This is a genomic window from Vibrio sp. Vb0349 (assembly GCF_033338975.1).
In genome coordinates, this window is the sequence record NZ_JAWOTS010000005.1 from 127,905 (window position 1) to 143,879 (window position 15,975).

At 46.2% G+C, this 15,975-nt stretch carries 17 protein-coding genes; 12 read left to right on the forward strand and 5 right to left on the reverse strand.

What is annotated here, in order from left to right:
• Window positions 1-318: 318 nt before the first annotated feature.
• The 4 genes from R7Q47_RS08330 to flgA form a co-directional block, all read right to left on the reverse strand.
• Window positions 319-1,065 (reverse strand): lytic transglycosylase domain-containing protein, encoded by a 747-nt coding sequence (locus tag R7Q47_RS08330; protein WP_042523341.1) that lies wholly within the window; start codon window positions 1,063-1,065, stop codon window positions 319-321.
• Window positions 1,046-1,483: a flagellar export chaperone FlgN gene (gene flgN / locus R7Q47_RS08335; RefSeq protein WP_005374018.1), complete on the reverse strand. Its 438-nt coding sequence runs from the start codon at window positions 1,481-1,483 to the stop codon at window positions 1,046-1,048. The genes R7Q47_RS08330 and flgN overlap by 20 nt, the downstream gene beginning before the upstream one ends.
• Window positions 1,484-1,503: 20 nt before the next feature.
• A complete protein-coding gene (gene flgM, locus R7Q47_RS08340) occupies window positions 1,504-1,785 on the reverse strand; it encodes a flagellar biosynthesis anti-sigma factor FlgM (protein ID WP_005374016.1) in 282 nt (93 codons plus the stop codon).
• Between the two features lie 136 nt (window positions 1,786-1,921).
• Window positions 1,922-2,719: a flagellar basal body P-ring formation chaperone FlgA gene (gene flgA, locus R7Q47_RS08345; RefSeq protein ID WP_213886208.1), complete on the reverse strand. Its 798-nt coding sequence runs from the start codon at window positions 2,717-2,719 to the stop codon at window positions 1,922-1,924.
• Between the two features lie 77 nt (window positions 2,720-2,796).
• Here flgA and flgB point away from each other — a divergent pair, with 77 nt between their 5' ends.
• The 12 genes from flgB to R7Q47_RS08405 are packed head-to-tail and all read left to right on the forward strand — an operon-like array spanning window position 2,797 to window position 12,787.
• A complete protein-coding gene (flgB, locus tag R7Q47_RS08350) occupies window positions 2,797-3,159 on the forward strand; it encodes a flagellar basal body rod protein FlgB (protein ID WP_005374013.1) in 363 nt (120 codons plus the stop codon).
• Window positions 3,160-3,161: 2 nt separating this feature from the next.
• Window positions 3,162-3,596 (forward strand): flagellar basal body rod protein FlgC, encoded by a 435-nt coding sequence (gene flgC, locus R7Q47_RS08355; RefSeq protein WP_005374012.1) that lies wholly within the window; start codon window positions 3,162-3,164, stop codon window positions 3,594-3,596.
• Complete coding sequence (flgD, locus tag R7Q47_RS08360; RefSeq protein WP_005384410.1) at window positions 3,596-4,279, forward strand: flagellar hook assembly protein FlgD; 684 nt, start codon at window positions 3,596-3,598, stop codon at window positions 4,277-4,279. The genes flgC and flgD overlap by 1 nt, the downstream gene beginning before the upstream one ends.
• 27 nt (window positions 4,280-4,306) lie before the next feature.
• On the forward strand, window positions 4,307-5,503 hold the full coding sequence (flgE, locus tag R7Q47_RS08365; RefSeq protein ID WP_137282833.1) for a flagellar hook protein FlgE: 1,197 nt from the start codon (window positions 4,307-4,309) through the stop codon (window positions 5,501-5,503).
• Between the two features lie 12 nt (window positions 5,504-5,515).
• Window positions 5,516-6,247 carry a flagellar basal-body rod protein FlgF gene (flgF, locus tag R7Q47_RS08370; RefSeq protein ID WP_005374009.1) on the forward strand — a complete coding sequence of 244 codons (732 nt, stop codon included), beginning with the start codon at window positions 5,516-5,518 and terminating at the stop codon, window positions 6,245-6,247.
• A 24-nt stretch (window positions 6,248-6,271) separates the two neighbouring features.
• The gene (flgG, locus tag R7Q47_RS08375; RefSeq protein WP_005374008.1) at window positions 6,272-7,057 is read left to right on the forward strand and encodes a flagellar basal-body rod protein FlgG; all 786 of its coding nucleotides are present in this window, start codon (window positions 6,272-6,274) and stop codon (window positions 7,055-7,057) included.
• Between the two features lie 32 nt (window positions 7,058-7,089).
• Entirely contained in the window at window positions 7,090-7,761 is a 672-nt protein-coding gene (flgH, locus tag R7Q47_RS08380) for a flagellar basal body L-ring protein FlgH (RefSeq protein ID WP_017635111.1), read from the forward strand.
• Window positions 7,746-8,882 (forward strand): flagellar basal body P-ring protein FlgI, encoded by a 1,137-nt coding sequence (locus tag R7Q47_RS08385; RefSeq protein ID WP_086026720.1) that lies wholly within the window; start codon window positions 7,746-7,748, stop codon window positions 8,880-8,882. Before flgH ends, R7Q47_RS08385 begins: the two co-directional genes overlap by 16 nt.
• Window positions 8,883-8,892: 10 nt before the next feature.
• Window positions 8,893-9,441 (forward strand): rod-binding protein, encoded by a 549-nt coding sequence (locus R7Q47_RS08390; RefSeq protein ID WP_005374002.1) that lies wholly within the window; start codon window positions 8,893-8,895, stop codon window positions 9,439-9,441.
• Window positions 9,442-10,815: a flagellar hook-associated protein FlgK gene (gene flgK / locus R7Q47_RS08395; protein WP_005374000.1), complete on the forward strand. Its 1,374-nt coding sequence runs from the start codon at window positions 9,442-9,444 to the stop codon at window positions 10,813-10,815. It abuts the gene before it with no gap.
• Between the two features lie 13 nt (window positions 10,816-10,828).
• Complete coding sequence (gene flgL / locus R7Q47_RS08400; protein WP_005373998.1) at window positions 10,829-11,728, forward strand: flagellar hook-associated protein FlgL; 900 nt, start codon at window positions 10,829-10,831, stop codon at window positions 11,726-11,728.
• Window positions 11,729-11,746: 18 nt separating this feature from the next.
• Entirely contained in the window at window positions 11,747-12,787 is a 1,041-nt protein-coding gene (locus R7Q47_RS08405) for a flagellin (protein ID WP_005373996.1), read from the forward strand.
• Between the two features lie 88 nt (window positions 12,788-12,875).
• Here the strand turns inward: R7Q47_RS08405 and R7Q47_RS08410 are convergent, their stop codons facing one another.
• Window positions 12,876-15,539 (reverse strand): DUF2339 domain-containing protein, encoded by a 2,664-nt coding sequence (locus R7Q47_RS08410; RefSeq protein ID WP_395240412.1) that lies wholly within the window; start codon window positions 15,537-15,539, stop codon window positions 12,876-12,878.
• Window positions 15,540-15,975 lie beyond the last annotated feature (436 nt).

Here is a 15,975-nt window from a genome sequence, read left to right on the forward strand (position 1 = left end):
AGCGAAGCGTCATCTTGATATGTTAGATTTGTTTCGAACTATGAAAACAATAGCTGTTTTACATTTAGTGTGTAAATAATTATTAGGTCTGACCATTGGTTTTCATGTTTTTTTGCAAACGCAATGTGACGCATATCTACCCAATTGCCAAGCGCAATTGGGGCGCTTTTTAGTAAACCACTACTCTTTCTTATCTTTGAGATACCTTACCTCAACTTTTTTGCACACGTTTGCATAGAGATCACGAGTTTTCAAATTCGCCGAACAGGATCTTGTAATTTTACGTTTCTCTGACATTGAGCTCTGTCGTAGCTTTTATCACAAATTAACTAGCGGAGGCAGTCGGCTAAAGTCGACCAGCGGTTGTGAAATCATAGGAGCGTCTGGAGCAAACAAGAGTAAAGGTTGAAATGATGAGGATTGTAACTGACCGATATCTATCAACTTTTCCAATGCATAGAAGCGGCTGACATATTGGCGAGTCTCGTTAGGCAGCGTGAGTTGTTGGAAATCTCGACTTCCTGCTCGCTGAATAGCACGTGCAACACGTCCTTCTCCGGCATTGTAGGCAGCTAAAGTGAGAGCCATATTTTGATCGAATTTGTTGTATAAAAACGCCAGGTACTTGAGCGCGGCCGTTGTGCTGGCTTCTGTGTCAAAGCGATCGTCTTGTTTTGTATTTATCGTTAATCCGAATCGTTTCGCTGTGGCTGGTATCAGCTGCCAAAGTCCGGCGGCGTTAGCGTGAGAAACGGCTTTGGGGTTGTAAGAAGATTCTAACATTGGCACTAAGGCTAGGCTATTTGGTAATGAGTGGTTTTGAAGCTGTTTGAAAATGTGGTTAATTACCGGCTTGGATGAATCGAGACGCTTGGCAATTTGTGGCTTGTATGGGGCTAATACTTGATACTGCGTTTGAATATCGACAGCATTTGGTTTTGCCTGGCATGTGAATGGAAGGTAGGACAGAAAGGCAATAAAAATAAAAAGGCCTACAGTACTCAGCCGAGATGGCGACTGAATCTGTAGGCAAGACGAACATCGTTTAGAACGATTTATCTTCATAAGTGTGTTGCACAGGTTGTTTGAGTTGACTGACCAACTCATGGAACGCCGCAGAGCTGTGGCCATTGCTCTGATTGTATTGTTGGCACTGACTTACCAACGTTTCCAATAGCGCCCATTGTTTTCTAGCTTGCATACCTATTTGGGCAGGCAAAGCATTGAAAATTCGTTTTACGCTGGCGTCATTACACGCTAACCCCAGCGCTCGCATACACTGGCTTCTGTCATTGGCGGAGCGGCTGAGTTTATTGAGTATCGGCATTTGTTTCTGAACATTGTCGTTCAGTGCCTCTCCATCAAACTTTAAGTACAATACCTTTTGCTGCTGAAGCAAAGGAAGCAGTTGTTGATAAAGCTTAATATCCTCAGATATAGAGCGAACAAATTGTTGAATTCGCTGCGATACTGCGCTTGCCATGATGTCTTCCTAGCGTTTTATTACTCGTGACCTGTATGGAACTGCATGATTGCCTTGGATAGCACTTTTGTATCTAGGCTAAGTTCACCACGCGCTAATGCGTTGCGTACTTGTTCTACTTTTTCCATATCAACATCAGGTAGTGATGCCATTTCAGCTTGAGCGCGATCTATCGCTACGGTATTCGCTTGAAATGCAGGCTCGTGTACTTTGCTCTGTTCGACGACGTCGACAGGCTGTTTGCTTGCTTGCTGTAATTTTGTTTGTGGGACATGACCGCCCGCGACTTTGTCGATTTTCATGCTGTGGTCCTCATCATCATGTTCTAAATTAAGTAGGCGGTTAGAATGTGATAAACATTAAATATTTTTTTTGTACTCGAAGTTCAGTGTTACTGACGAGAGCCAAAATTAAAAAATGTTACCCCGAGTCAAAAAATCAAAATTGAGTATGAACCTGGTTTAATCCAGTTACGACTGCTCTTATGACCTTGCCCGAACTTGGGTTTTCCACGTCAATTTGTTGCCCTTTCGCTCCATCTTCTAAGGCGACTCCTTTTGTGCTGGCACTAAATCCATTTTTGCTCGCAATGACTATGACTTCATTGCCTTTCTCGATTAGAGGTGGGGCCGACAAATTGGATGGATTAACCACTTGTCCAGCCCTCAAACGACGAGAGGTTTCTAAGCCTACTGCTTGCTCGGGGCGAGTATAAAAATCGTCTTGGCGAGAGATGGTTCGGGTTTCAAGCTTTATGTGTTTAGCCGTTACGACTTCATTTCGGCCAACCGTGGTTGTCGCGACTAAAACAGGCAGAGTCAGCGAAGACTTTATCGTAACGTTAATTCGCCATGGTGATGCGATATTGTCGCAGCTGACTGAGCGCTTGAGGTTACCGACTGGCAACGTGTTGTTGTCACGACCTGTGATAACTAAAGGCGATTGACATTCTGGCAAGTGATTGGCAGAACCGGGCACCCACATGTCGAAGTCCAGTTTGTACTCCCCCCACTGATTGGAGAGCGCTACGCGATCCACCTCTTGTTCGAAATCCGTTGCTACAACGGATTTTATCTCTTCAACGCTGAGGGTTTTGTCATTGGTGTTGGCGAATGCTTGTTCTGATGTCAAAGCGAGTAACGTCAGCATTATTGTTGAGGAAGTAGACACTTTCCTCTTGTTTTTAATGCTTTCCGAGAACCGGAAGTCTGGCTTCCATCCTTGTTTGTAAATCATTGATATATATGGCTATTTTTTATGGCACGTATCTTGTTTGTATGTTGGCGTATTCGAGCCAACTGTAAGGAAGATGCATGGCGATCACATTTGAAAATGCTTTAGGAGTACATCCAGAGGCACTTAATTTTCGCGTTCAGCGTACCAAAGTCCTCGCCAGTAACCTAGCAAATGTTGACACCCCTGGGTATTTGGCGAAAGACCTAAGTTTCACCACCGTAATGAACCAAGTAACGGCAGGTGGTGTGAACAAACCGGTGCCAAAGTTCCAGGTTCAGGCCCAATACTCGGTGCCTTACCAGAATAGCAAAAATGGCAACACCGTAGAGCTTGGTGTTGAACAAGCAAAATTCACGCAAAACAACATGGACTTTCAAACTAGCCTGACGTTTCTCAACATGAAATTTAATGGCTTAGCGAAAGCGATTGAGGGACGTTAATTATGTCATTCACTGATATTTACTCGATCACTGGTTCCGCGATGACAGCACAAACTGTGCGTCTGAATACGGTAGCCAGTAACTTAGCAAACGCAGATGCAGTATCTGCAAATCCAGAAGATGCTTATAAAGCGCTTAAGCCAGTATTTGCGACTGTGTACCAAAAAACGCAAATGACAACAGAAAATGGAGCTTATCCCAATGCAGAAGTTCGCATTGTTGACGTTGTTAAAAATGCTGGAGATGCAGAGAAGCGTTTTGAGCCGAACAACCCACTGGCTAATGATGAAGGCTATGTGTTTTACCCCGATATTGATGTAGTTGCTGAAATGGCAGACATGATGTCCGCAACACGCAGCTTCGAAACGAATGTTGAAGTATTAGCCAATGTAAAAAGTATGCAGCAAGGTCTGCTTAGATTAGGGCAGGGCAGCTAATGAGTATTGCACAATACACCCCTTTATCGTCTGACGCTCCAGTAAATACAAAAGCAAAAGACAGCAACGGTATCTCACCAAACCCTAAAGACATGAACAGCGCTTCTTCATTGGAGAATGAGTTTATTTCTTTGATGGTGGCTCAAATTCAAAACCAAGACCCACTTAATCCCCTTGATGGTACGGAATACGTTGGTCAATTGGCTCAGTTCTCGCAGGTACAAAGTACCGAGAATATGTCTAAGACAATGCAACAGAGCATGGTGTTACTGGACAACATGCAAGTGCTATCAACAGCGGGCCTTGTTGGGCAAACGGTTTACGTCAATGCGGATGAATTTCAGCTTGGTGAAGACGTACAAAACGGAAAAATCGAACTCGCTCATAGCTCAAACCAAGTCACGTTAGTTGTTAAAGATGAATTTGGTCAATCAACTAAAGTGCCACTAGGTGCTCACGGCAAAGGTGACGTCGACTTTTCAATTAATCCTGAAGAACTTGGTCTTAAACCAGGCAAATACTCAGTGGCCGTAGAAGTGCAAGAAGGGCAAGCAAGTCCAAATGTGCTGATGGCAGGCACTGTTGAGCAAGTGCGCATTCCTAATACCGGTGGCGCAGCATTAGTCAATGTCCATGGCGTTGGCAACGTTCCTTTCTATCAAATCACTCAGTTTGGTGCTTAACCAAATACGGAAATCAGAGGTCTATTTATGAGTTTTAACATCGCACTAAGTGGTCTGGACGCGACCAACACAGAGCTAAACACAATCAGTCACAACATTGCCAACGCATCAACGTATGGTTTTAAAGGTGGCCGCACAGAATTCTCCGCTGTATATAACGGCATGCAACTTGGTGGTGTGGAAGTCGCGTCAATTTCACAGAACTTCGACAAAGACGGCAGTATCACAGGAACTGGCCGTGCGATGGACCTAGCTATTAATGGCGGTGGCTTTTTTGTTACTAAAGATAATATGGGTCAAATGTTGTACACACGTTCAGGTGTGTTCTCAACGGATAAGAACAACTTTGTTACGGCTAACAGCGGTGCAAAGCTTCAAGGTTACAGTGTCGATAGCAACAACAACCTAATGACAGGTTCTGTGGGTAATATTCAGGTATCGACTTCCTCACTGAATGCTAAAGCAACAGACAGCTTAGATTTTGTTGCGAACTTCGACGCAAGCGCGTCTGTTATTGATAAAGCCGTAACGCCATTCAATCCAAAAGATCCAAGCTCATTTAACTCGTCTTACACAACAAAAGTCTACGACTCATTGGGTAACTCGCACACGGTAACTCAGTACTTTACTAAGACTGCTTCTAACTCGTGGGAAGTGAACGTTCAAGTAGATGGCGGTACGACGCCAGTAGCAACTGTGCCTGTAACGTTTGGTAAAGATGGCTCGCTTTCAACACCGACAGCACCGTTTAATGTTTCATTCCCTGCTGCAGGCGCGAACGCGATGAGTGTAGACATTAACCTGAAAGGCAGCACGCAATTTGGTGCAGCTTTTGGCGTAAGTACTAATAGCCCTAACGGTTACACATCAGGTGAACTTGCAGGTGTACGCGTTGAAGGTAACGGCATGGTTTACGCGACTTACACTAACGGCCAATCACAGCTACAAGGTCAGGTTGTTCTTGCTGATTTTGCAAACACACAAGGCTTAGCGAAAGTGAGTGGAACATCATGGACTCAAAGCTTTAGCTCAGGTGCTCCAATTATGGGTGTTCCGGGTTCAGGTACGATGGGTGACCTAACTCCGGGTGCATTAGAAGGTTCTAACGTTGACTTAACCAGCGAGCTTGTTGCTCTAATGACTGCACAACGCAACTACCAAGCAAACGCAAAGACAATTTCTACCAGCGACAAGCTTACTCAAGCTTTGTTTAACGCGGTGTAATGGGAGTTTTGCATGGATAGTTTGTTATTTACGGCAACGTCGGGTGCCAGCCGAGTTCTTAAAGCGCAGCACGTTCGTTCAAACAACTTATCAAATGCTGATACTGCGGGTTTTCGAGCGGATATGGAGCGTGTGCGTAGTGTAGAGATGCAAGGCCCTGGTTTTGATGGTCGCACTATGGTTGTGACCAACTCTGCCTCAACACGTTTCGACGCTGGCGATATTGTGAAAACAGGACGTCCGTTGGACGTTGCGGTTATGGGGGAGGGGTATCTCTCTGTAGAAACCCCAGCGGGTAACGAAGCTTACACCCGTGCAGGCAATATTCAGGTCGATACTTTTGGCGCTCTAACAATCAATGGGTTCCCTGTCCTCGGTGACAATGGTCCTTTGGTTGTGCCGGATTACCAAAAGATTGAAATCAGCGAGCGTGGTCAAGTCTCAGTGATCCCACCAGGTGGCGGCGCAGAAATTGTGGCAGGCACTTTGAAGTTGGTTAAACCGGAAATTAATCAGCTGCAAAAAGAGAGCGATAGCTTGCTGCACAGCGTAGATGGCGTGCCATTCGCGGCAGATGAAACCGTGCAACTCTCTCCTGAGCACATTGAGGGCAGTAACGTATCTGCTATTGATGAATTGGTTAGTGTGATGTCGCTGACGCGCAACTTTGAAATGCAAGTTCGCATGATGAAAACGGCGGAAACTCTAGCAAAAGCTGGTAACAAATTAATGGCGGCGAGCTAAGTCTCGCCCCGCAAGGAGTAAAAAATGCATTCAGCATTATGGGTAAGTAAAACAGGCATGGCAGCGCAAGACACTAAGATGACTGCCATTTCTAACAACCTAGCAAACGTAAACACGGTAGGCTTTAAGCGTGACCGAGTTGTATTTGAAGATCTTTTCTACAGCATTCAGCGTCAACCAGGCGCTCAAGTAGACCAAGTTAACGAACTACCAAGTGGTATTCAGCTAGGTAGCGGTGTTCGCGTTGTTGGCACACAAAAAGTATTCACTCAAGGTAATACCCAAAACACAACGCAAGAGTTGGATCTTGCTGTAATGGGTCAGGGTTTCTTCCAAATAGAAAACTCGGACGGACAGATCATGTATACACGTAATGGTCAGTTCCATCGAAACTCAGAAGGCTTAATGGTGAACAGTCAGGGCCTGCCTTTAGAGCCTCAAATCCAGATCCCAGACAATGCGGTCTCTTTCTCTGTGGGTGTTGATGGCACCGTGACTACAACAACAGCAGACGATCCAACACCTCAGCAGCTTGGTCAAATTACACTTGCAAAATTCATCAATCCAGCCGGCTTAGAGGCCATGGGTGGCAACTTATTCCGTGAAACGGAAGCCAGCGGTCCAGCTGATGAGCTGATTGCAGGAGCTGATGGTGCCGGCATTATCAAGCAAGGTGCACTGGAAGGGTCAAACGTACAAGTAGTAGAAGAGATGGTCGACATGATCACCACTCAACGTGCGTATGAGATGAATGCGAAAGTGGTCTCTGCTGCAGATGACATGCTGAAGTTTGTTTCGCAATCAATGTAAGTATGAAATTGGTGATGATGAAGGAAAAAGCAATGAAATGGCTTTCTAAGAGTTGGGCAGTAGCCGCCGTGTTGCTGGTGGGATGTGCTGGCCGTCAGGAATTTATTCCGCCTGAGCCGAATGCTGAGGAATATGCACCACCAACGCTCGATTACACGCTGCCGGAAACCCAATCTGGTAGCCTTTATCGTCACCAATACACGATGACCCTGTTCCAGGATCGTCGTGCTTACCGAGTTGGCGATGTATTAACGGTTCAATTATCAGAAGAAACCTCATCGAGTAAAAATGCGGGTACTAAGTTCGGTAAAAGTTCAGCAATTAACTTTGTGGCTCCGACCATAGGCACGAAAACTATCGATGAGTTAGGGGTTAGCGTGGATGGCAAACGTAACTTCGATGGCAGTGCATCAAGTTCACAAGGCAACAAGCTTCAGGGTGCCATTACGGTAACGGTACACGAAGTATTACCTAATGGCGTATTGCGTATCAGCGGTGAAAAATGGCTTCGTCTGAATCAAGGCGACGAGTTTATTCGTCTAACCGGTATCGTCCGTGTGGATGATATTAACCGCAGTAACCAAGTTTCTTCTCAACGAATTGCTGATGCAAGAATTACCTACGCAGGTCGCGGAGCCCTAGCTGACAGCAACGCAGCCGGGTGGCTAACTCAGTTCTTCAACAGCCCATGGGTACCTTTCTAATGAAGACAATGCAATCTTTCTTTATGTCTCTCCTATTGGTGTTGACCTTGGGACTACCAGGCACTTCACGTGCTGAAGCGGAAATTCCGATCATGGACTTGGTCGATGTTCGCGGCATTCGAGAAAACCAACTGGTTGGTTATGGTTTGGTGGTTGGCTTAGCCGGCCAAGGTGACCGAAACCAAGTGAAATTTACCTCTCAATCTATTACCAACATGCTACGTCAGTTTGGGGTTCAAATTGATGACAGTATGAACCCTAAGCTACGAAATGTGGCTTCTGTGAGTGTGACAGCGTCCGTTGATCCAATGGCAGGCCCAGGACAAACGTTGGATGTGGTTGTGTCTTCAATCGGTGATGCAAAGAGCCTTCGCGGTGGTACGTTATTGCTAACGCCTTTACGTGGTATTGATGGCGAAGTGTACGCGATTGCGCAAGGCAACGTGGTTGTGGGGGGCTTATCTGCAGAGGGGCGAAGTGGCTCCAAAGTAGAAGTGAACACACCAACGGCGGGTCGCGTTCCGAATGGTGCGACTTTAGAGAGAGAAATCAAAACCGATTTCAACCAACGTGATGAAATCACCCTAAACCTGCGCAAGCCTAGCTTCACTACAGCAAAAAATATTGCGCGTGAAATTAACAACACTTTTGGACCTAACGTTGCAGTTGCGATCAATAAAGCGCGCATTGATATGCGTGCACCAAAAGATACACAGCAGCGTGTCGTCATGATGTCGATGCTTGAAGAAATGAGCGTCGTTGAAGGCCGTAAACCAGCTCGTATTGTCTTTAACTCTCGCACTGGCACCGTGGTGATCGGCAAGAGTGTCAAAGTGAGTGAAGCAGCAGTAAGTCACGGTAACTTAACCGTGCGAATTTCTGAATCACAACAAGTTAGTCAGCCTAATGCGTTTGCAAATGGCGATACGAAAGTCGTTAACCAAACGGATCTTGATGTGAATGAAGATCTCGCTCAGATGGTGATTTGGCCTCCAGGCACGGAACTTAACACCATAGTTAATGCGGTAAATAGTTTAGGTGCCACGCCTACAGACTTGATGTCTATCCTGCAAGCTTTGAGTGAAGCGGGTGCATTGAACGCTGAATTGGTCGTGATATAAGGAGTTAAGGATGAAGCTAGACAGTACCAATGAACAAACTCAGTTAAATTCGATGCTTTATCACGACAACAGTGCATTGGCTAACATCAAGCATAGTCGTGATCAAGAAGGCGCACTTGAAGTCGTCGCAGGTCAATTTGAGGCAATGTTCTTACAAATGGTGTTACGCCAAATGCGCAGCAGTAGTGATGCTCTTGCTGATAAAGACAGCCCGTTTGCCAGTCAGCAACAAGGGGTATTCCGTGATATGTATGACGGTCAGCTGGCGATGGAACTAGCAAAGAAACAGAGCTCAGGCATTGCCAATATGCTCATCCAACAGCTGAGCCCGTCTATGCGTGAGGTTGCTTTCGATGCTGCGCGCAACATCTCATCCGCTAACGATGGTAAAGCTTCGAATTCTGAATCTATCTCACAAGTAGATTCTAAAGAGGTGGAGAAGAATTCAAGCCTATTTAATACCGCTTCTCAAGCCGTCGCCTCTGTTAAACAGGTATTCGGTGAGGCCGGTATGACTACCGCGTTTTCTCAGCCGTTGATCAGAAAAATGGAGCTGTAAATGAACCTAGTTAATATTGCCCTTTCAGGTTTAGGCGCGAACCGTGTGGCCCTAGACGTAACCGCGCAAAACGTGGCAAACGTGAATACCGTGGGTTACAGTCGTCAACAAGCGTTGATGGCGTCTGTCGATGATGGTAAAGCCAATCGCTTAAGTCCAGGTTTAGGGGTAGAAGTCACTAGCATTCGCCGCGTTACTGATCAATTTCTGATTAAGCAAACGTGGTCGACTAACAGTATGGCGGCATACGCATCTGGATACACCAGTAACATGAGTCAGCTGGAGAATACGCTTGGTGCCGATGGTTTCAGTATATCGGCTGGCTTGGACTCGCTAAACGCTGCGCTTAACGATGCGACCGTTAAGCCGGAATCCATACCTTACCGCCAGCAGATCATTAACGAATCTGAAGCTTTGGCCCGCCGTTTTAATACGCTTACCGAGTCATTATACAATCAACATAAAGACATGAGCGACCAACGTAATGCAGCGCTTAACCACGCGAATAGCCTTATGGAAAATATCGCGAAGGTGAACAAGCAACTGGTAGAGATGCAAGGTACAGGTGGTAACCCATCACAGTTAATGGATGAACGAGATAGGTTAATCGGTGAGTTATCTCAAACCATTGAAATCAAAACAACACAGCAGCATGACGGCAGTGTTCAGGTCACACTAACCTCTGGTCAACCGCTTGTGATGGGTACGGACCATGGCAAACTGGAAGCCATTCCTGACCCGAGTGATCCTTACTTAGCGGACTTACACGTCACGTTCTCGAATCAAAGCTTTGCGATTGGTGACTCGCTTGGTGGCAAATTAGGTGCGATTAATGACTATCAAACCGAAGTGTTGAAACCAAACCAACTGGCTCTGAATGACATGGCGAAAGCTCTCGCGGATGAATACAACGCCGTGCTTGCAACTGGCAAAGACTTAAATGGCAACCCAGGTAAACCTTTGTTCAGCTATGACCCAGCAAACCCTGCAGCCAGTTTGGATATTACCAAGCTAACTCCAGATGAGCTTGCGTTCTCAAGTGATGGAACACCTGGTAACGCAGATGCGTTGCAATCATTGATCGAGTTAAGCAACAAGCCAGTGGCGGTATCAGGTTACGGCTCAGTAAGCTTGAACGATGCCTTTAGTTCAATGGTGGGTCAAACCGCAATTAAAGCACGCCAAGCTAATGCTGATTATCAAGCGAAGTTAGCCATGAACAAGCAAGCGCACGCAGCTCGCGATAATGTTAGTTCCGTAAACAGCGATGAAGAAGCGGCTAACCTAATGATGTTTGCTAATGCGCACAATGCCAACATGAAAGTGATCAGCACAGCAAATCAACTGCTCGATTCTATTCTGCAGTTATTCTAAGAGGAAAGTTTAGATGCGAATTAGTGACAATCAATTTAGTCAAATGATGTTGCACAGCTTGCAGAGCAATAGCGCGGGACTAGGCGAAGCTCTGCAACAGATGTCTACTGGCAAGCGCTTGACCAAGCTGTCTGATGATCCAATGGCTTCGATCAAGTTGCTTAACTTAGACCGAGAAACCAGTGCGATTGCTCAGTACAAAAACAATATTGAAAACGTAAAAACGACGCTATCGAGTCAAGAAACCCATTTAGATTCGATCAAAGAAAGCTTAAAAAGCATGCGAGACATCGCGCTTTGGGGTGCGAACGGCTCTCTTACTGACGAAAGTCGTGGCGGTATGATTACAGAGCTTAAGAGTTACCGTGACTCTATTGAGTCGTCTTTTAACGCGCAGGATGAAGAAGGGCACTACCTTTTCTCTGGTACTAAAACGGATACTGCGGCTGTAAGTAAAGCGAGCGGCAGCTACGTAATTGAAGGTAATAGTGACAAGCGCGTAGTAACAATTGCTAAAGGTGTCACGATGGATTCCAATATGACTGCAAAAGAAATATTGGACCTTGGGGGAGGCCATAACGTGCTTAACCAAATTGATGCGCTGATCAAAGAGTTTGAGAGCCCTACCGCCAACTTCAGAGCTGAAGTTGAGGCGAGTATCAGCGCTATCGACGATACTTTTTCAAACGTACTAGGGACCATGACTGAGATTGGTGGTCGACACAACAACTTAGATCTTGTTGGTGGCGCGCACAGTGAAAACAAGCTGTTCGTTGACAAAGTATCTGGAGACCTCTCTGCTCTGGACTATGGTGAAGCGTCGGTACGATTGAGTAATTACATGGCCGCTTTGCAAGCAACGCAAGCAAGCTATGTGAAGATCGATGGTTTGTCGCTGTTTGACCGTTTATAAGGTTAGGAAGTTCTTTTTATGGTAATGAGTACAGTAGAGGTTAGACCCCATAGCATACGCTTAGGTGGACAAGAACAAGCCTCTATCATGCCGACCCGTTCTGCAGACTCAAGTACGGCAATTAAACCGCGCCCGGCGCAAATTCAGGCTGACACTGCGTCAGCCTACTCTGTATCTGGTATTCAGCTTACGCAGGGTCAGCAGCAAGCCACGGCGGTTCAGATCGCGTCCAAATCGCTGCAGGTGATTGGCAAAGAGCTCACGCAAATTAAACGTGGTTTGACGCAAGCTATTAATCAAGGCGTACAAAATGTTCCTGGTTTGCAGGATACATTGGTTCGTTCTAAAGCCACCATCCAAAAAGTCGTTGAGCAAGCACGTTTCGATGGCCAGAAAGTCCTAAATAACGAACTGCATTTAAAACTGGATAAAGCGGATATTCGTCGCTTTTCTATTCCAGGTTTGAATGTTCATCGCTTAAGCGACAAGGCCGAGCAAATCCGTTTGGATTTTCCTCAAGGTCAAGCGGTGATGATTCAGTTTGATGGACAATCAGACGGTGAGCGAACGGTCAAAATGCTGGATCGCAGCTTGATTGCGTTAGGAATGCGAGCCTCATTAGCCGATGATGGCAGCATTTTATTTGAAGCCAGAGACAACGCTTATCAACAAATGCAGCAAAAGGTGATGGTAACGGGGGAAGGGCACCGATTCCCTGCGGGACAGCCTAACGTTTTGAACTTAAAGTCTGAGCCAGATGGTATTGCGGAGCTCGGGTTTGATCTAGGCTCACGCGACGGCATCAAGCAGACGATTGCCAAAGTAAATCAGCATCTGAAACAAGTTCAAACGAGCTTGCAGGAAGCGAAAGCTTTTCATGGTGAACTGAATACTCAAATGCGTTCTATCCAAACCAAAACCGCACAGCTTTCAGTCAATGAGGTGAATGCAAAACTGGATGGATTCATGCAAAAGTCTGGCGAGTTTACTTCGACTTTTCAGGCATTGAATGCGCAAGCAAACGTGCGTCGTCATACTGTGGTCGCTTTACTGAAGTAACGAACACTCCAATGATTCCCGGCTTTACACTGTTATCGTCCCCCAATAACGAAAACAGCGCACTGTCGGGAATCTCTCTTCGACTCGTCTAGGGCTCGAGTGCTTTTGCCACCGAACGATTCAATTTCTGGAATAGCCATCCAAGTGCTATCAAAGACGCACCTAAGCCTAAGAAGCTTATCGCTCGCCAGAACCCATCCAGAGAGCTCACATCCCATAAGAATACTTTCAGTGCGACACAGGCAAGGACCACTAGACCGACACGCTGCATCATCAGCCCCTGTTGGGTCACGCCGCGCCAAGTCAGCAATCCACCTACGAGCAAGCCAGCCACTGAATAACTGAACAACTCTGCCATGCTGGTTGGCTGATACAGCATCATCGATGTGGTTTGCCAGAATTGACGGATAGACATCCCCAACCAAATGGCTGCAAGTAAAAAGCCTAGACTAGCAATCGCAAATCGATGAACTTGCAACGTATTCCAGCGCTTAAACGTTGCGATAAGCAGGATGCAAGCTGGTAACAGCCAGCCGATACTCAGCATGTTAAAGATGGGAAGTGCTTGTGCCGAGACGTTATCAGTCACCAACGGCGATTCTGCCGTATTAAGCAAAATAATCAATATAGCGAACGCGCACCAAAGCAAGTAACTATAGATTTCGTAGATACGACTTAAGCGTTGCGCAAATTGGCTGCGGTAGCTGTATACCAAACCCATAACTAATGCTTGATTGGCAAAGACTGCCGCACTTGTGAAGTCGATGTGCCCCAAGTAACCATATTGCCCCGTTAACCAGTAGTTAGTTTGGGTGAACAATGCCATTAAGAATACATGTAAAAACGCCCCTTCAAACCAGTTGGTCAGTTCTCGGTCCACTTGTTTTAGTGTTGAACGAGCATAAGACAAGATGAAGAGAGAAGGCATATAACTCACAAGAACCCAAGCCCAATGCCCAGCTTCTACCGGTTGCCATTCGGGTATGAAAGGTAGCAGCGTGAGTCGGATAACCAGTATTCCCATTGCCACTTTAATCGCCCAACTCGCAGGTCGAAATAACCCGACTTGAGCCTGTAAGGCCATTATCGCAACTTGTATTGAGATTGCTGTTGTTAACCAAGTATCGCTCAACCAAACAAAAGCGATACCTACGATTAAAGCATGCATAACGGCAGAGCATTCTAATGCCAACGAACGTGCACGCTGACCAAGCACAACATAGTAAGTGGCCATCAATGCGCAGAAGGTAGTCCAATACCACAGGTAGCCTTGCATAAATTCGTCAACATAAAGCAACGTAATTAAGCTCATCGCGGGAGCCAGTACCAGCAGAAGCAGCCCACTGAGTTGCGAACGGTCACTAAGTGATTGGCAATATGTTCGATAGCCGATCAGTGCAATACTCACCGCCAATGCGAATAGAATGCTAGCTTCTCGCTCTAACATATACAGCGCATCAAAAGCGATGGTAAGAACAATCAGCGCGGTTGCTGAGACGAGAATAGATGGCAAAAATACACGTAATGACCAGCCTGTACGAAGTGCTGGTAGCCAGATGATCGCAACAAGCAGCGTATAACAGTACGCCATTTGTAGAGTGTTCAGCTCCGGCATTCTGGTGACGGCAGAAAAGGTCAATAAAGCAGTTGCGAGAGCGGTAGCGGTCGGCGAGTTTGTCCACTTGCTTTGATAGTGACGAAAGCGAGGATTGAGCCTCCAACCCATTCTCGGAACCGCGAAAATGAGATACAAAGTGATGGAGAGATAAATCGCGAGCCACGAGAACAACCGTTCTGTTGGTACACTCTCAATCAACAGCAACATCCAAATGACATGTGGAATCGCGATACTTGGCGTAATCCATGCCCTACGCACTTTTTGCATCAATAAGGTCGCCGCGAACGAAATTGCGCAGATGTATCCGGCTAACAAAAAGTAGTTGGGTTCACTACCTCCAATCCACAGTGGTGCTGTGTAGCCACCAATTAAGCCAAGCACGGCCATTAACGGCCCTTGTCGCAATGATAATGCTAAACTGAAAAATGCCGCTGAAGCCAAGATGATCAACGAGATACTCGGCGTTAGCATTTGATAAACCACAAAGGCAAAAATGACGGTGCAGTAAATGCCCGTTAATCCCGTACCGGTAACAGCAGCAGGAACATACGTAAAGCCTTGGGCTCGTGCCGCCCGTTGCGGATTCTGTTGTTCTTTACGGTGAAACCACTCGCCAACAAGCACCATAAGTAATGAGAGCACAAAGGCAAAGGATACTCGCATAAATGGCGAAAACTGGATGTGGCTACCAATCACCTGTACGAGATAACCTCCACCGATCAGCATGGCCAATGCGCCTACCCAAACCAACCAATTTTCTTGAATGTTGCTAAGCAGGCTCTGAACTTTACTCTGAAGGAATGACTCATTTTCTTGACTAAAAACATCCAGTTGCACTTCTCTTGTCTGGGCGTACCCTTGATTCGCAGCGCTCTGGTCCAAGTCTAGGTTGGCAGCTGGATCATGTTCCCCAGAGGATGAGACATTTTTCTGTTGTGATTCTATGTGAGGTGACGTCGCTACAGATGGTGTGTCTTTTTCGATGCTGGATTGTTGGTGCACTTGTGGGTTTGAGCCCCCATGGACACTGGCTCGTAGTGATGTGACTTCCTCACGAAGTTTGGTTAGTTCTTTTTCTAAAAGTGCAGCTCGGTTGGCGGCTTTCACTCCGATGAGGATGGCGAGACACGCCATGAACAGTGCTAGTATTACGTACAATCCATTTCTCCTTGCGTACGTCGCGTGACCCACGATTCTTAACTTTGAGCACTTACGCTAAAGCTTAGTTCATGCTCTATGCCTTAGCCTCATATAGTGCTAGGTTCCGCGCTTTCTTCAGAAATCATTCTACATAATGAAACTCAATGCGTAATGATGAATTCGACAAAGTCGCACACTTGTGTGCCACTTTAAGACCTGATGAACAAAAATGAGTCGTTAAGTCATTGGGGGTCAACTATATTCATAGTTCTGATGCGATCGCCAAAGGACTTCAAACATGTGCGTTTCGTAGCGATGTCATCGAAGGTCAGTCGTTTGATTTGCACGTTCGGTTGTTTCTATTTGACCGTAAGGCTGAATGTATTCGGGTATAGCGCATTCACGCGAAAAAAGACAAAAACAGGTAATT

Bases quoted from the DNA above. Each gene is read 5' to 3' on its own strand.
- R7Q47_RS08330 (WP_042523341.1), bottom strand. From the start codon at position 1,065: ATGAAGATAAATCGTTCTAAACGATGTTCGTCTTGCCTACAGATTCAG.
- flgN (WP_005374018.1), bottom strand. From the start codon at position 1,483: ATGGCAAGCGCAGTATCGCAGCGAATTCAACAATTTGTTCGCTCTATA.
- flgM (WP_005374016.1), bottom strand. From the start codon at position 1,785: ATGAAAATCGACAAAGTCGCGGGCGGTCATGTCCCACAAACAAAATTA.
- flgA (WP_213886208.1), bottom strand. From the start codon at position 2,719: ATGATTTACAAACAAGGATGGAAGCCAGACTTCCGGTTCTCGGAAAGC.
- flgB (WP_005374013.1), top strand. From the start codon at position 2,797: ATGGCGATCACATTTGAAAATGCTTTAGGAGTACATCCAGAGGCACTT.
- flgC (WP_005374012.1), top strand. From the start codon at position 3,162: ATGTCATTCACTGATATTTACTCGATCACTGGTTCCGCGATGACAGCA.
- flgD (WP_005384410.1), top strand. From the start codon at position 3,596: ATGAGTATTGCACAATACACCCCTTTATCGTCTGACGCTCCAGTAAAT.
- flgE (WP_137282833.1), top strand. From the start codon at position 4,307: ATGAGTTTTAACATCGCACTAAGTGGTCTGGACGCGACCAACACAGAG.
- flgF (WP_005374009.1), top strand. From the start codon at position 5,516: ATGGATAGTTTGTTATTTACGGCAACGTCGGGTGCCAGCCGAGTTCTT.
- flgG (WP_005374008.1), top strand. From the start codon at position 6,272: ATGCATTCAGCATTATGGGTAAGTAAAACAGGCATGGCAGCGCAAGAC.
- flgH (WP_017635111.1), top strand. From the start codon at position 7,090: ATGAAATGGCTTTCTAAGAGTTGGGCAGTAGCCGCCGTGTTGCTGGTG.
- R7Q47_RS08385 (WP_086026720.1), top strand. From the start codon at position 7,746: ATGGGTACCTTTCTAATGAAGACAATGCAATCTTTCTTTATGTCTCTC.
- R7Q47_RS08390 (WP_005374002.1), top strand. From the start codon at position 8,893: ATGAAGCTAGACAGTACCAATGAACAAACTCAGTTAAATTCGATGCTT.
- flgK (WP_005374000.1), top strand. From the start codon at position 9,442: ATGAACCTAGTTAATATTGCCCTTTCAGGTTTAGGCGCGAACCGTGTG.
- flgL (WP_005373998.1), top strand. From the start codon at position 10,829: ATGCGAATTAGTGACAATCAATTTAGTCAAATGATGTTGCACAGCTTG.
- R7Q47_RS08405 (WP_005373996.1), top strand. From the start codon at position 11,747: ATGGTAATGAGTACAGTAGAGGTTAGACCCCATAGCATACGCTTAGGT.
- R7Q47_RS08410 (WP_395240412.1), bottom strand. From the start codon at position 15,539: ATGGCGTGTCTCGCCATCCTCATCGGAGTGAAAGCCGCCAACCGAGCT.